This window comes from Gottfriedia sp. NPDC057948 (assembly GCF_042887255.1).
In the GTDB taxonomy this organism is placed as follows: Bacteria; Bacillota; Bacilli; order Bacillales; family Bacillaceae_G; genus Gottfriedia.
On record NZ_JBHVPN010000001.1, the window covers coordinates 812,826 to 828,153 of the forward strand.

The window sequence follows — 15,328 nt, forward strand, 5'->3', positions numbered from 1 at the left end:
AGTAAAAAATTAAACAACATAACAACAATATATTCACTGTTTTTTTACTTAAGTACTTTTGTTAGATTTCAACAATGATCTAGGGGTGTATGATTGAATGTTTTTCTAAAAAATAAATCGAAGTAATTGTGTTTTCCAAAAATAGGTAAATTAAATAAAGGATTTAGGTGAGAATAAAAATATGTTTTAACGAATTTAATTTTTCATTAAATCGAGGGAAAGACATGAACAGAAAAACTAGTATTAGTGGTTATCAATATTTTTGTATGATTTTTCTAATTGAAATTGGGTCTACTTCATTAGTTGGAATTACACCTGGAGTTAAACAAGACGCTTGGATTAGTATAATTATTAGTTTATTTATAGGCTCTATGGTATTTTTTGTACAGATAAAATTATTTGAGATTTTTCCAGAATACCCATTAACGAAATACGTGCAATTTATTTTAGGTAAGTATGCTGGAAAAATACTAGCTATGATTTATATCATTTTTTTTATCTATATTGCAGGAAGAATTTTACGGGATTTAGAAGACTTGTTGACTATGACTTTGTTCACAGCTTCATCATAAATATCAATCGGTATATTATTGTTGCTTGTAGTGATTTTTGGACTATTCAAAGGGATTGAAACATTTGCCAGAACAACAGAATTTCTATTTTTATTTATAATGATGTTTATTTTACTAATTTTTGGCTTCGAGTTTATTTCAAATGTGTATCAGATAAGTAACTTAAGACCGGTTTTAGAAAATGGTTGGGAACTAGTAATAAAGGCTATATTTCCATTGGGAATTATGTTCCCTTTCGGAGAAATTATTACATTCACAATGATCTTGCCGCACCTTCATAAAAAAGAAACTGCATTTAAAGTGGGTATGCCTGCAATATTTTTTTCAGGTTTAATGTTAGTAGTATTTACGATGAAAAGTATAGCAATTTTAGGTGTTTCTGAAATGAGCAGATCAGAATATCCTATTCTAGTAGCCGCAAGTACAATTAATATTGCTGATTTTATCCAACGTTTTGATACATTTTTAATTCTTCTATTGGTATGTGGAGGCTTCATTAAATTAACTATTTATGCTTTTTGTGCTGTCTCAGGAGCAGCTGATATTTTTAATGTAAAAAAAAAGTTCTCAGTTAATTTATCCAATCTGTCTAATCATATTAATTAGTTCGTTATTGATGGCTTCAAACCATATTGAACATCGTAATGAAGGTTTTGAGAAGATTCCTTACTATTTACATTTACCACTACATATCATTATCCCATTAACATTGCTCTTAATTAGTTGGTTTCAAAAGAAAATTAGAGAAAAAAATGGAAACAACACTTCATAACGAATAGGTGCTGTTTCCATTTTTTTAGTTCAGCAAATTGTCAGTTAAGCATAAAGACTATTTAAATTTCAATGAAAAAAAGGCAAATTACCCCAAGTTACAGAATATGACTAGATAGGTATAATTATTTTAATGATTGAAACCGTTTTCATAGAAGATTAGTTACTTTTTAGGGGGAGTCAATATTGGAATTTAAATATGCAGGATTTTGGATAAGATTTTGCGCACATATCATTGATTATTGTATCATTATTTTATTATGTTTCATTCTAAGTCCGTTGCTTCTTAAATTCTTTACTAACACAAATATTACATACAACTTACTCATTGATCTCATCGGTATTATTTACTTAATGCTTTTGCCAGCTACAAAATTGCAAGGGACAATCGGAAAGGTCACAGTTGGCATTAAAGTAATCAATAAAGATGGAAGTAAGTTATCCGTATTTGAGGCAATTAGCCGTTGGTTAGCTCAGGTTGTTTCCAGTTTCATTTTATTTATTGGTTATCTAATGATTGCTTTTTCAAATAGGAAAATAGCCTTACATGATAAATTAGCCAATACTTATGTAGTGTATAAATAATGTAAATTGATCAACTGATGTCATCTAATTGGAGCCTTTTAAAGCTCTAATTTCTTTTAGTGATTTGTTAAGCAGGAAAGTACATTCATTTATAGAACTATCAAGTATAATTATCGATGTAACAACTGATTTGCCTAATATAAAAAATAAGAAGGTGATTCTTTTTGACAAATAAAGCAAAGTTAAAATATATTATTGAAGAAATGGAAATGCAAATGGAAGGTTATCGTTCATTTATTAAGATCAGAACTGGTGAAGTTTTTTCGATTTCCGAAGATGATCTTATTGATGCTGAAGATGAAAAACCTATCGATGATTTACATGATTGGCAGATAGAAAATTTAGAAATCGCAAATGAAATAGTGGAAAATTTTGAGGACTATAAAGAATTACCTTCAAAATACGAAATTGATGAATATAAAATGATTAAAGACTTTTGTTTAACAGTTAAAGATGAGAAAAAACAAAACTTATTACTTATAACAATCGAGGGAAAAGGCGCATTTAGAAGATTTAAAGATGTAATTATAGAGTTAAATATTGAAATGGATTGGTATAGTTATCGTGACAGACGATATAAAGACTTAGCGATCGCATGGTGTCAAGATAATGATATCGTGTACATAGATTAGAAGTAAAAAAATAAAGGTTGAGCGATTCGTGGTGTTTGACTAACAGGCAGCTTAATCCGAACCGAAATGAATCCCTTCAGATTTCGCTGAAGGGATTTTTACCGTTTTCTATGTAATTAGTTATATTATCAGAGTCAATCTCCTAAAAATAATTAAAGTAATTTCAACCCATAACCAGCAATAAAAGAAAGAAAATAATAAAATAATTAGAACAGTATTGATTGAAAGTGAATCAGAAAATCCAGGCCCTAAGACTGGAAAGTGGAATAGAAATAATAGACTCATAATGCCTAATATTAAAAGTAACGCTCCAGTCGCAATAATCGAAAATCTATTTTTAAAAAAGTGAAAACCCAAGCCTAAGCCAAGTCCCATTAATCCTGTTGTAAAAGGAAATAAAATCAGTTCAGTTGGCTGTAGGATGAATAACAACATAATTGTTAGAAAATAGGATTTTACTCCATCCGTAATGGAAAACATGGAACATAATAGAATAGGTGCAGTGGTGAGTGGACTTAAAAACAATCCTATACCTGGTAATAGACCACCTGCAGCTTGAAAGAGTGCAGCAATAGAAGCAAAAATAGAAGCTAAAATAAATTTCTTTGTTTTATTTTGTTTAGTAAATTTTAGTTGAAATAATCGGATCTCCTCAGTGATCGGTTTGAAAAAAAACACATTTTCACCTCATTTAAACTACGATATACATCATATATATGAGAATAATCCAATAGCAATACGCCAAACATGATATGGTTGGATGATGAAATATTGATAACAAACACAAATAAATGTATGATAAATACGTTGAGAATTGCATGAAAATTTCAAAATTGAAGGGGAAAAGCTATGAATATTAAAATTGACAAAGAATATGTGCTACAAACCGCTAAACAATTACTAGAGTTTAATAGCCCAAGTGGTTTTTGCTTTGAAATTATGGAGTTAATTCAGTCTTGGACAAATAGTTTAGGATATGATTTTGAAACGACTAATAAAGGTTGTGGAGTCATCACAATTCCTGGTAAAAGCAATGAGCAAGTCATCGGATTATCAGCACATGTTGATACATTAGGGGCAATGGTTCGATCAATTACAAGTAAAGGTACTTTAAAATTTACAATTATTGGTGGACCAATCGTACCAACTCTTGATAGTGAATATTGTCAAATTAGAACGCGTGAAGGAAAAATATATACAGGTACATTTTTATCTACAAGTCCATCAATTCACGTATTCGAAGATAGTAAATCAAAAAAACGTGATCCAGAAAACATGGAAGTTCGTATTGATGAATGTGTTAAGTCAAAAGAGGATGTATTAAATCTTGGAATTAGCCCAGGGGATTTTATTTTCTTCGATCCAAAAACGACAATTACTGAAAGCGGATTTATAAAATCAAGATTTATTGATGATAAAGCAAGTGTTGCATGTTTAATAGGCTTACTTGAATTATTTAAAAGGGAAAAAATTGTACCTACATATACGACAAAATTATTTATTTCAACATATGAAGAAGTTGGACATGGTTCTTCTTATATTCCATCAGATATTACTGAATTAATTTCAGTTGATATGGGTTGTATTGGAGATGATTTAAGCTGTACTGAATACGATGTTTCGATTTGTGCAAAAGACTCTGGTGGCCCATATGATTACAATATGACGACTGATTTAGTCAACTTAGCAAAAGAAAATGAACTTAGCTATGCAGTAGATATTTATCCAATGTACGGTTCTGATACAGTTGCTGCTTTACGCGGAGGACAAGATATTCGTGGCGCGTTAATTGGACCAGGTGTTCATGCTTCTCATGGTATGGAAAGAACGCATTATAGTGCGATGGAAAATACGATGAAATTATTGTACTTATATTTAACAAAGTAATAATGAAAAAGGGGCTGTCCACGGGACGCCTTTTTTTGGTAATGAAACTCTAGTATGTGGTATTTCAAAGGTGTTTTTTATTTTGAGTTGATAAAGTTGCTCTTTATAATAGAAAATTAGCAAACTTTTTTAATTTTTATTCTATTGTGCATTTTTGCTAGTTTTCCAATTGAAAGGATCTGCTAGTATACAAGTTTCGGTGTCGTAATACCTTAACTGGTATGGGTAATTATTTGATTTAATTGCAGTTTTTCTAAATTTATTTGCGGAAATCAGATTTTAATTGCAGTCCATCTTATTTTCATTAAAAACAAGGGTTCCATTAAAGCTAGGCTTTTGGACACCCTCAAATAGTTTAATAATTTAATTTTTGAACTCCATTTAATTGACTATCGAATCGGTCCTCGCCATTCGTTTTTACATTTTTCTTTAATGTAAATGTATAAAAATAAGCCGACACTAGCTCACGGTTTTTTTCTTGGAGTTTGTCTATTAATAATTTTTTTGTACCAGCACCAACAACTCCATCACTAGTTAAGCCATTATCAAGTTGGAATGCTCTTACTGCCTGATCTGTGCCTTTAGAAAAGTAACCATCGACCCCGTTTGTAGAGTAACCTAATTTTGTTAATGTATCCTGCAGCCATTCAACCTCTGAACCGACACTTCCAAGTTGTAAACTAGTAGGAATATCGGTAGGTTTTGTTACAACAACACTGCCAGAATCATCATCAAACAAATGATTTGCAACTGCGATGTCTTCAAATGACATTTTTGATGAAGTGATTAAAACAGTCGTATTTTTCTGTACACGATCAAATAACCATTCTACTTCTTCATCATACATCCGTACACAGCCGTGACTAGCATAAGTTCCAATAGAATTTGGATTATTATTTCCGTGGATTGCATAGGTTGTACCCCATGTCCCTCTAGCATTTAAACCCAACCACCTATTACCAAGCGGATTCCTCGGATCACCACCAGGAATATTCTCCTTATAATAAGGGCGATTAACAATTTTAACGACGATTTTAAACTTGCCTTCAGGAGTTAAATCCTGGCTCTTACCGGTTGCCACTTTAAAAACTTTTACCAATTTACCATTCTCATAAAAAGCTAATCTATTAATCGACTTATTAATAATGATAAATTGTGAAACAGGTTTTGTTTCTGCGGCGAAAGACTGAACAAAAGAAGTGCTCAAAAATAAAAGTAGAACTATGAAAAAAATAAAACAGCGCTTTAACAAATTTTTCCCCCCAACAATATATAGAAAATACATAGCTTTATATAGTATGAAAGGATCGCTTGTCCTATCTAATAAAAATAGTAAAAAAATAGTTTTATTTTAATAAGTCAAAGTCTGATATTGGGTTAAAGGTAAAATACCTGTTAAGCATTATTAAAAAAGAAAAATGTAAATGTTTGCATTAATGAACAATCTTGTTAAAATAGAAAATGTAAGCGTTTAAATAGGGTTTGTGAAATATTGATTTTTAAAACTAGGACACTTTTACTACCAAAAAATGCACACGATTGCACAGTTTTAGTATAAGGGTTTGAGATTTAAAATTTCACGTACCATATTAAACTATTTAGAAAAAATAACAATTAAATTTTTTTAGTTTTTAAGATTTATACATAATCTAGGAGGCAATTTAAATGGAGAAAAAATGGTGGCATAATAGTGTAGTTTATCAAATATATCCTAGAAGTTTTATGGATAGTAACGCTGATGGAATCGGTGATTTAAATGGAATAATTGAAAAGCTTGATTATTTAAAGCTTTTAGGAATAGATGTTATATGGTTGAGTCCTGTATATAAATCTCCTAATGATGATAATGGTTACGATATTAGTGACTATTGTGACATTATGGAAGAGTTCGGAACGATGAATGATATGGATGAATTAATTTCAGAAGCGAATCATCGAGGGATTAAAATCGTAATGGATTTAGTTGTGAATCATACATCTGATGAGCATCCGTGGTTCATTGAATCTAGAAAAAGCAAAGATAACCCATATAGAGACTATTATGTTTGGAGAGATCCTGTGAATGGAAGAGAACCAAATGACCTTCCTTCTGTATTCAGTGGCAGTGCATGGGAATATGATGAACAATCTGGACAATACTTCTTGCATTTATTTAGTAAAAGGCAGCCAGATTTAAATTGGGAGAATCCAAAAGTACACGAAGAAGTATATAATATGATGAACTTTTGGCTTGATAAAGGAATTGGTGGGTTTCGAATGGATGTAATAGATTTAATTGGGAAGATTCCTGATCAAGAGATTACAGCAAATGGTCCAAAGCTACATGAATATTTGCAAGATATGAATAAAAAGACTTTTGGAAATCATGATGTTCTAACTGTTGGTGAAACTTGGGGAGCAACGCCAGAAATTGCAAAGCTTTATTCGGATCCAGCTCGAAATGAATTAAGTATGATTTTTCAATTTGAGCATATTGGTCTTGATCAAGAAGAAGGGAAGGAAAAATGGGATTTAAAGCCACTAAATTTGTTAGAGCTAAAAGAAGTTTTTAATAAGTGGCAAACTCAGCTTGATGGAAAAGCATGGAATAGCTTGTTCTGGAATAATCATGATTTACCACGAATTGTTTCTAGATGGGGTAATGATAAGGAATATCGTATTGAAAGTGCGAAAATGCTTGCTACAATCCTTCATTTAATGCAAGGCACACCTTATATTTATCAAGGTGAAGAAATTGGAATGACAAATATTCGATTTGAAAGCATAGATGAATATGACGATATTGAAACGAAAAATATGTATCATGACCGTATTTCAAAAGGTTACAAGCACGAAGAAATAATGGAATCGATTTATACAAAAGGTAGAGACAATGCACGTACTCCAATGCAATGGAATGGAGAAAAGCATGGAGGTTTTACAAAAGGAAACCCTTGGTTAACAGTAAATCCGAATTTTACTAAAATAAATGTTGAACAATCAATAAACGATCCAGATTCAATTTTTCATCATTATCGCCAGTTAATTCAATTGCGAAAAGAAAATCCTGCAATTGTTTATGGTTCTTTTAAAATGCTTGCTGAAAAGGATGAAAAAGTATTTGCATATGAAAGACAGTATAATGGCGAAAAATTCCTAGTTGTAGCTAACTTTACAAATGAGGAATCAAAATTTAGTCATAGTAATAGCTATGATGAAGTAAGTAAAATTTTAAGTAATTATAAAGATTCAAGCTTAACGGGTGTGAATAATAGCTTAAGACCGTATGAAGCAATTGTTTATAAAATTAAATAATTAAATTTATTAAAAATAGTTTGACATTTTAAAGTCCACTCGTATATGATAAGAATATCAAATAAGAAGGAGGTAGGTTAACATGATGATTGTAAGAAAATTAAACTGTGAAGCATCACAAAATTTCATAATGATTATGAACCCTATCTCTACGCAGGACGGACCACGTTGAAATTTAGATTTCAATTGACGATCTAGCCATGGGTTTATATTACCCATGGCTTTTTTGTGCCAAAAATAAACGATTCATTTCTGTTTGTTTTTGGGCGAAACGTTTTTTTATGGCCATGGGATATGGAAAATATTCCCATGGTCTTTTTGTTGTCAAAAAAAGTGGAGGGTTGCGTAGAGTTAGGTTAATTGATACTAGGGAGGTATAATTTTGTCTCGAATTTTAAAATATGTCTTTAGGCATAAGCTTTCATTTATTATTGGTTCAATTTCAATGGTTTTAGTAATAGGTGTGGATCATTTAATTCCTTATTTACAAATGATTCTTATCGATGATGGTATTACGAAAGGAAAAGCATCTGTTGTCCTACCAGTTATTGGAGGTATTATAGGTGTCACAATCATAAAATCAATTTTTGGTTATGTAAAAGAATATTTATATGACTTAGTAAGTTCGAAGGTACATGAAGATATAAAAAATGATATGTTCAAGCATATTCAAAGTTTTGAATTTAAGTATTTTGACTCGATGAATACGGGTGAATTACTTTCGAGAATTAATGAAGATGTCGAAAATATCTGGCAAACAATTGCGTTTGGACTAAGATTGTTTGTTGAAAATATCATTTATTTTACTGTCAGTACAGTTATCTTATTTTTAATTAATTGGCAGCTGGCACTAATCTGTTTAGCAATTATGATCCCAATAGGATATATGGGGACGCGTCTAAATCGCTTACTTAATAAAGGTTACGGTAAAATAAGTGACCATACAGCTGAAATCAATACAACAGCTCAACAAAATATTGCGGGTGTAAGATTGGTTAAAGCATTTGCTAGAGAAAAGCATGAGACTTTGAAATTTTTGAAAATGAATCGTGGCTATTATGATTTAAATATGGCTCAAGCCAGAACAATGCGTAAATATTTTCCTAATATTGAATTTCTAACAAATATTGCGCTTGTAGCAATGATTATCCTCGGTGGATATTTCGTTTTACAAAATAGTATGACGCTAGGTGAACTAGTTGCATTTAGTGGATATATTTGGAACTTAATTTGGCCGATGAGAATGTTAGGCTGGTTAACAGATGTACTTTCTAAAAACCAGGCTTCTGCGAAGAAGATTTTTGAAATTTTAGATCGTAAAACTGCAATTGAAAACAAGGAAGGTGCATATACACCGAATTTAGTTGACGGTTCAGTAGAATATAAAAATGTAAGTTTCAAATACAATGATGAAATTGTCTTAAAAGATATTAATCTATATATTCCAAGCGGTAGTAAAGTAGCGATTATGGGAACGACAGGTGCTGGGAAATCTTCAATTCTTCATCTGATTGGACGCTCATACGATGTGGCTGAAGGAGAAGTTCTAGTAGATGGCGTTAATGTGAAAGATTTTAATCTTACATCTTTACGTCAAAATATGTCTCTCGTTTCTCAAGATACATTCCTTTTCTCAGATACGATTGAAAACAATGTTAAACTAGGAAACCCAGAAGCTACAATGAATGAAATCCGTGAGGCTTGCCGTATTGCTTGTTGTTTAGACTTTATTGAAGATCTAGAAGAAGGTTTCAACACGGAAATTGGTGAACGAGGAATTGGTTTATCTGGCGGCCAAAAACAACGTATATCAATTGCCCGCGCATTACTAAGAAACGCTCCAATCCTAATTTTAGATGATGCAACTTCTGCATTAGATATGGAAACGGAGTATGAATTATTACACAATTTAAATAAACGTTTCTCACATAGTACAACATTTATCATTGCTCACCGTATTTCAGCAGTAAAAAATGCCGATGTAATTTTATTTGTTGAAAATGGAGAAATAGTAGAAAAAGGAAATCATAAACAATTACTTGATAAAAAGGGAAGATACTTTGAAGTTTACGAAGAACAATTCAAAGATTTTGAAACAGTAGAAAGCGGGGTGGTCTAATGGCACAAAATACGATTAATCGTGATGAAGACCAACTAAATCGGAGTAAAACCGAGCTTATTCTTAGGCTCGGGACGTATTTAAAACCATATAAATTAAAAACATTCTCCGTTATTTGTTTAATGTTATTTGTAATGATTATTGGGATATTAAACCCATATTTACTAAAGGTAGCGATTGATACAAATATTAAAAATCACGATGTAAAAGGCCTCATAATGATTGGAGCTGTACTATTAGCTCTAAATTTCTTAGCAATGATTGCCTCAAAAATACGTTGGACGATGATTAGCTCCGTTACGAATAATATTTTAGTAAATATTCGTCATGAGCTTTACACCCATATTCAAAAACTATCATTTACTTTTTTTGATAATCGACCAGTAGGGAAAATTTTGGCTCGTGTAATGGGGGATATTAGTGCTCTCCAAAATTTATTCAACCAAAGTATTCAAACATTAATTCCGGAATTACTAAGCTTAGTTTGCGTTACAGTCGTAATGTTTATCTTAAATGTAAAACTTGCAATCGCATCAGTATCAATTCTTCCATTTTTGGCAGTTGCCATGTTTTATATTGAAACACGTGCACGTAAAAGATGGGATGATTACAGAAAAAAACGTTCAAATTTAATTGCGTTTATACATGAAGATTTTTCAGGAATAAAAGTAGTTCAGTCCTTTGCGAAAGAAAAAGATAAAGAAAAAGACTTCAAAGAAAAGGTTTCTGAATTAATGGGCTCATTCATGAGAGCAGTAAAAATGAATGACTTCTTCTGGCCATTAGTTGAGCTTTCTTGGGGTGTTGGTACTGTTATTGTATTTTATGTTGGATATAAGCTTGTAACTAGTCAAGATATTGAAGTCGGAACATTAATCGCATTTTCAATGTATATTGGCATGTTCTGGCGTCCAATTATGAACTTATCTAACTTTTATAATACATTAATATCAAACTTCTCGGCAGCTGATCGTATTTTTGACATTATGGATATTGATCCAGAAATTATTAGTCAAGAAAATGCACCTCCAATTAGACGAATTAATGGTGAAGTTCAATTTAGAAATGTGACTTTTGGATATGATGAAAAATCTACAGTCCTAAAAAATGTAAATTTCACAATAAATCCTGGTGAAAAAATTGCATTGGTAGGTGCAACAGGAGCAGGGAAAACGACTATTGTTTCACTTTTAAGTCGATTCTATGATCCTTTAAAAGGTGAGATCTTAGTAGATGGAAACGATATTAAAAAAGTAGATTTAGAATCTTTTAGAAGTCAAATGGGAATTATGCTACAAGATACATTCCTATTCTCAACATCGATTATGGAAAATATTCGATACGGTAAATTAAACGCTACAGATGAAGAAGTAATTGCTGCAGCTAAAGCAGTTCATGCACATGACTTTATTATTAAAATGGAGAATGGGTATGATACGGATGTAAACGAGAGGGGGTCAAGACTTTCATTAGGTCAAAGACAATTAATCTCTTTTGCTCGTGCTCTACTAGCCGATCCTAGAATTTTGATATTAGATGAAGCTACTTCGAATATTGATACACATACAGAGAAGCTTGTCCAAAATGGAATTGAAAAGCTATTAGAAGGTCGTACTTCATTTGTCATTGCCCACCGATTATCAACAATTCGTGACTGCGACAAAATTATGGTAATCGGAAACAGAAATGTCGAGGAAAGCGGTACACATGAGGAGTTATTAGCATTAAAAGGACATTATTATAAATTATACATGGCGCAGTATAGCTTTATTAATGATGGAGCATAATTGATTTGTTTTTTACTAGATTGGGGCTGTCTCAAAAGTCAGGTTAACTGACGTATGAGCGGCTCTTTTTTATTTGAAAATCTACTGCTGCTATGTTTTAGGGTATTTCAACGGCGTTTTTCATTTGTTGTTGATCTAATCGTGCTTTTTTAGTTATTTTGTAGGTTCTAATCAAGTTTTTATTTAGACAGAGGGCATATTTACAAGTTTTCTATTTGAAATAATCTGCTTTTGTCTGTTATTTAGGACTGAATACCTTAACTGGTAGGGGTACTTTTAAACTTTAATTGCGGTTATTAGGATTTTAATTGTAGTTATGCTAAATTTAATTGCGATTTTCAAATCTTAATTGCAGTTTCACTAATTTTAATTGCGATTTTCAGATTTTAATTGCAGTCAACTGTTTAATTACGATTCTTAAATTTTAATTGTAGTTTCGGTAATTTTAATTGCAGTCCACTATTTAATTTCGATTCTAAAAACCTTATTTGCAGGTAGGAGATCCATTTTTATGCCAATAATCTAAAATTAGAACTTTTAAAATGAATTATTACGTATTTTTAATATAAGAATTAATTCTATGAATATTGAAAAATCAACTTAACATAAGTAGATGAAATATCTTTATTTTCAGTTTTTTTCTAGTGTTAAAATAGTAGTGATTAAAATATTTTTGCGAAAATGGAGGTCAAGTATGAAGCTTAATTATGAAATTAATTTGGATGATTATATTGAATTTAATTTACATCACTTAAAACACTCTAAAACTGTTCAAAAGTCTTTAATTAACCAACGAATTGCTGTGAGTTTAATCTATTTAGTAATACCATTTTTAATTTCCTTTCTTTTCAACCAACCACTTTTTGGTTATTTACTTGCCTTTTCGTTAGCAGCCATTCTTTGGTTCATTTATTTTCCAAAGTATTTCTACCGTTCGTCAAAAAACAAAATGATTAAGCATTTAACTGAAAAAAACGATCAATCATTATTCGGCGAACATTCTCTAAAGGTAGATGAGAATGGGATTGAAGAAATTACACAATCAAGTGTTCATGAAATAAAGTGGGATGATATAGTTGAAATAAAGGGAACGAAGAATTACTTTTATATTTACTTTACAAGTATGCAAGCCATTGTAGTGCCACTAGAAGCAATAAAAGATGACATGGAAAGATTATTACAATTTTACAGGAAATATAATATTCAAGTTTTATATTGCTAGTTGAATAGTGTATTCTAATCTCTAAAAGTTCAAGTTATTTTGACTTGGACTTTTTTATTGTTACTTTTCATTCTTAATCAAGAAAGAAGAATTATGATAAAATGTAAAAAAGGAGGGTACTCACTTGGAGAATTGTATAAAGGTTTCAGTTCGAACGCTAGTTGAGTATGCTCATACAGCGGGAAGTATCAATATAACATATAAAAGTTCGGTTTCATTAATTGAAGGAACAAAGGCTCATCAAAAAATCCAAAAAGAATATGGTGAAGAGGATGTAAAAGAACGACCTATATCCGGCACTATAACATTGGATCAATTGGTGTTTCAGATAGAAGGCCGTTGTGATGGATTATTATTTAAGGGTGATCAATATATAATAGAAGAAATTAAATCAACAATGAAGGATTTGAATGAAATAAATGAAAATTCATATCCTGTTCATTGGGCACAAGCAAAAGTTTATGGATATTTTATTTGTGAAGAATTACAGCTTGAAAAGATTACACTTAGACTTACATATATTAATATTTTAACTGAGCAGAAAATAAGCTTCGATCTTTTGTTTACAAAGGATGAATTAACAAATTACTTATACAAAATGCTAGAAATTTATTATCCTTTTGCAAAATGGAAATACGATCATATTGAGTTAAGAAATGAGTCAATAAAAGAATTGAATTTTCCTTTTCCTTCTTTCAGAAAAGGTCAAAGAAAGTTAGCTGGAGCGGTATATCAAACGATTCAGGAAGGTAATAATTTATTTGCTGTTGCACCAACCGGAATAGGAAAAACGGTTTCAACTATTTTTCCCACTGTTAAAAGTATTGGTGAAAATAGTATAAATCGAATGTTTTACTTAACTTCTAAGACGATTACTAGGACTGTTGCTGAAGAAGCGTTTAAGCGCATGACAGATCAAGGGCTTTGTATAAAGTGTACGACGATTACAGCAAAAGATAAAATCTGTTTTAAAGAAGAGACGATGTGTCAAAAGGATTATTGTGAATATGCCAATGGTTATTATGACCGGATAAATGATGCTGTTCTTGATATACTTTCATCAGAAAAAGCGCTAACTAGGGAGAAAATAGAAGAATATGCAACAAAACATACAGTCTGTCCTTTTGAATACTCATTAGATTTATTAAATTCTTCAGATGCTATTATTTGTGATGTAAATTATATTTTCGATCCACGAGTATCGTTAAAAAGATTATTTGATGAGCATAAACGAAGTTCAGTTTTATTAATTGATGAAGCTCATAATCTTGTTGATCGGGCAAGAGAAATGTATTCTGCAAGTCTATTCAAATCTAAATTTTTAGAGTTGAAAAATAGATATAAAAATTTAAAAGATGAACTTTATGCCATAATAAATGAAATAAATAAGCGATTGATTGAATTAAGAAAGAAATGGAAGGACGTTGTATCACCAGTTTCAAAAGAAATTGATGAGGATTTATTGGAACTTCTACATACATTTAATGAAATCGTCGAAATAAAATTACAGGAAATGGACGAGGACGAAAATAAACAACTTTTACTTGATACTTATTTTGAGTCGCTCAACTTCGTCAAAATTGCAGAGTTTTTTGATGAAAATTACGTATGCTACTATGAACTTTATAAAAGTGAAGTTCATTTAAAGTTGTTTTGCCTAGATCCTTCTAAAGTAGTAAATGACGTCATAAAAAGATTTCGCTCAACAATTTATTTTTCAGCTACTTTAACACCAATTCAATATTTTCAAGATATGCTTGGTGATCAAAGCCGCGATTATACAATTTCAATCGATCCTCCTTTTCATAGAGAACAACTGGAAGTAACAATTGACCCACTTTCAACACGATATCAAGATCGTGAAAGAAATTTAGAAAGATTAATTGATTCGGTGTATAAAGAAATTACGAAAAGAAAAGGTAATTATTTAGTTTTTTATCCGTCTTATCAATATTTAATTCAAAGTGTTGATTTATTTAAAGAGAAATACCCTAACATAAAAACAATCGTTCAAGAAAATGGTATGTCTGAAATTGAACGAGAAAAGTTCCTTTTACGGTTTGATAGTCATAATGAGGAAACATTAGTTGGCTTTGCTGTATTAGGTGGGATATTCTCTGAAGGGATCGATTTAAAAGGTGATCGATTAAATGGTGTCGTAGTAGTTGGTGTAGGGTTGCCGCAGATTTGTTTAGAAAGAAATATTTTAAAGGAGCATTTTCATTCGGTTGGAAAAAATGGGTATTATTATGCATATGTCTTTCCGGGTATGAATAAAGTAATGCAAGCGGGTGGAAGAGTTATTCGTTCTGAATCAGATGAAGGGACTTTATTACTAATTGATGATCGATATAGAAGCACACTTTATCAAAGTTTATTACCTGATGAATGGAAATAAAAAGCTATATATTAAATAACGAAAAAAAATGATTGATAATTATCAGAGTTTTTAATATACT

The 15,328-nt window shown here is 31.0% G+C and carries 10 protein-coding genes and 1 pseudogene; 9 read left to right on the forward strand and 2 right to left on the reverse strand.

Translation table 11 applies throughout. The annotated features are described in order from the left end of the window. Positions 1-224: 224 nt before the first annotated feature. From ACFVRR_RS03780 to ACFVRR_RS03790, 3 genes and pseudogenes are all read left to right on the forward strand, one after another. Positions 225-1,178: pseudogene (locus tag ACFVRR_RS03780) on the forward strand (GerAB/ArcD/ProY family transporter). Positions 1,179-1,529: 351 nt separating this feature from the next. Further along, positions 1,530-1,928 carry an RDD family protein gene (locus tag ACFVRR_RS03785; protein WP_387324772.1) on the forward strand — a complete coding sequence of 133 codons (399 nt, stop codon included), beginning with the start codon at positions 1,530-1,532 and terminating at the stop codon, positions 1,926-1,928. Between the two features lie 164 nt (positions 1,929-2,092). Beyond that, positions 2,093-2,560 carry a UPF0158 family protein gene (locus tag ACFVRR_RS03790; RefSeq protein WP_387324773.1) on the forward strand — a complete coding sequence of 156 codons (468 nt, stop codon included), beginning with the start codon at positions 2,093-2,095 and terminating at the stop codon, positions 2,558-2,560. Positions 2,561-2,680: 120 nt separating this feature from the next. Here ACFVRR_RS03790 and ACFVRR_RS03795 read toward each other — a convergent pair whose 3' ends face one another. After that, a complete protein-coding gene (locus ACFVRR_RS03795; protein WP_387324776.1) occupies positions 2,681-3,238 on the reverse strand; it encodes a hypothetical protein in 558 nt (185 codons plus the stop codon). Positions 3,239-3,409: 171 nt separating this feature from the next. On the opposite strand from ACFVRR_RS03795, the gene ACFVRR_RS03800 reads away from it, so the two are divergent. Next, the gene (locus ACFVRR_RS03800; RefSeq protein ID WP_387324779.1) at positions 3,410-4,447 is read left to right on the forward strand and encodes a M42 family metallopeptidase; all 1,038 of its coding nucleotides are present in this window, start codon (positions 3,410-3,412) and stop codon (positions 4,445-4,447) included. 355 nt (positions 4,448-4,802) lie between these two features. Here the strand turns inward: ACFVRR_RS03800 and ACFVRR_RS03805 are convergent, their stop codons facing one another. After that, positions 4,803-5,699, reverse strand: coding sequence for a L,D-transpeptidase family protein (locus ACFVRR_RS03805; protein WP_387324782.1), 897 nt, complete (start codon positions 5,697-5,699; stop codon positions 4,803-4,805). A 413-nt stretch (positions 5,700-6,112) separates the two neighbouring features. On the opposite strand from ACFVRR_RS03805, the gene ACFVRR_RS03810 reads away from it, so the two are divergent. The 5 genes from ACFVRR_RS03810 to ACFVRR_RS03835 all read left to right on the forward strand — a co-directional run bounded on the left by ACFVRR_RS03810 (position 6,113) and on the right by ACFVRR_RS03835 (position 15,267). Next, the gene (locus ACFVRR_RS03810) at positions 6,113-7,741 is read left to right on the forward strand and encodes a glycoside hydrolase family 13 protein (RefSeq protein ID WP_387324785.1); all 1,629 of its coding nucleotides are present in this window, start codon (positions 6,113-6,115) and stop codon (positions 7,739-7,741) included. Between the two features lie 382 nt (positions 7,742-8,123). Then, on the forward strand, positions 8,124-9,860 hold the full coding sequence (locus tag ACFVRR_RS03815) for an ABC transporter ATP-binding protein (RefSeq protein ID WP_387324788.1): 1,737 nt from the start codon (positions 8,124-8,126) through the stop codon (positions 9,858-9,860). After that, positions 9,860-11,647, forward strand: a complete 1,788-nt coding sequence (locus ACFVRR_RS03820) for an ABC transporter ATP-binding protein (RefSeq protein ID WP_483867337.1) — start codon at positions 9,860-9,862, stop codon at positions 11,645-11,647. Before ACFVRR_RS03815 ends, ACFVRR_RS03820 begins: the two co-directional genes overlap by 1 nt. Positions 11,648-12,341: 694 nt before the next feature. Beyond that, positions 12,342-12,869: a YcxB family protein gene (locus ACFVRR_RS03830; RefSeq protein ID WP_387324790.1), complete on the forward strand. Its 528-nt coding sequence runs from the start codon at positions 12,342-12,344 to the stop codon at positions 12,867-12,869. A 124-nt stretch (positions 12,870-12,993) separates the two neighbouring features. Continuing rightward, positions 12,994-15,267 (forward strand): ATP-dependent DNA helicase, encoded by a 2,274-nt coding sequence (locus ACFVRR_RS03835; RefSeq protein WP_387324792.1) that lies wholly within the window; start codon positions 12,994-12,996, stop codon positions 15,265-15,267. The last annotated feature ends 61 nt before the right edge of the window (positions 15,268-15,328 follow it).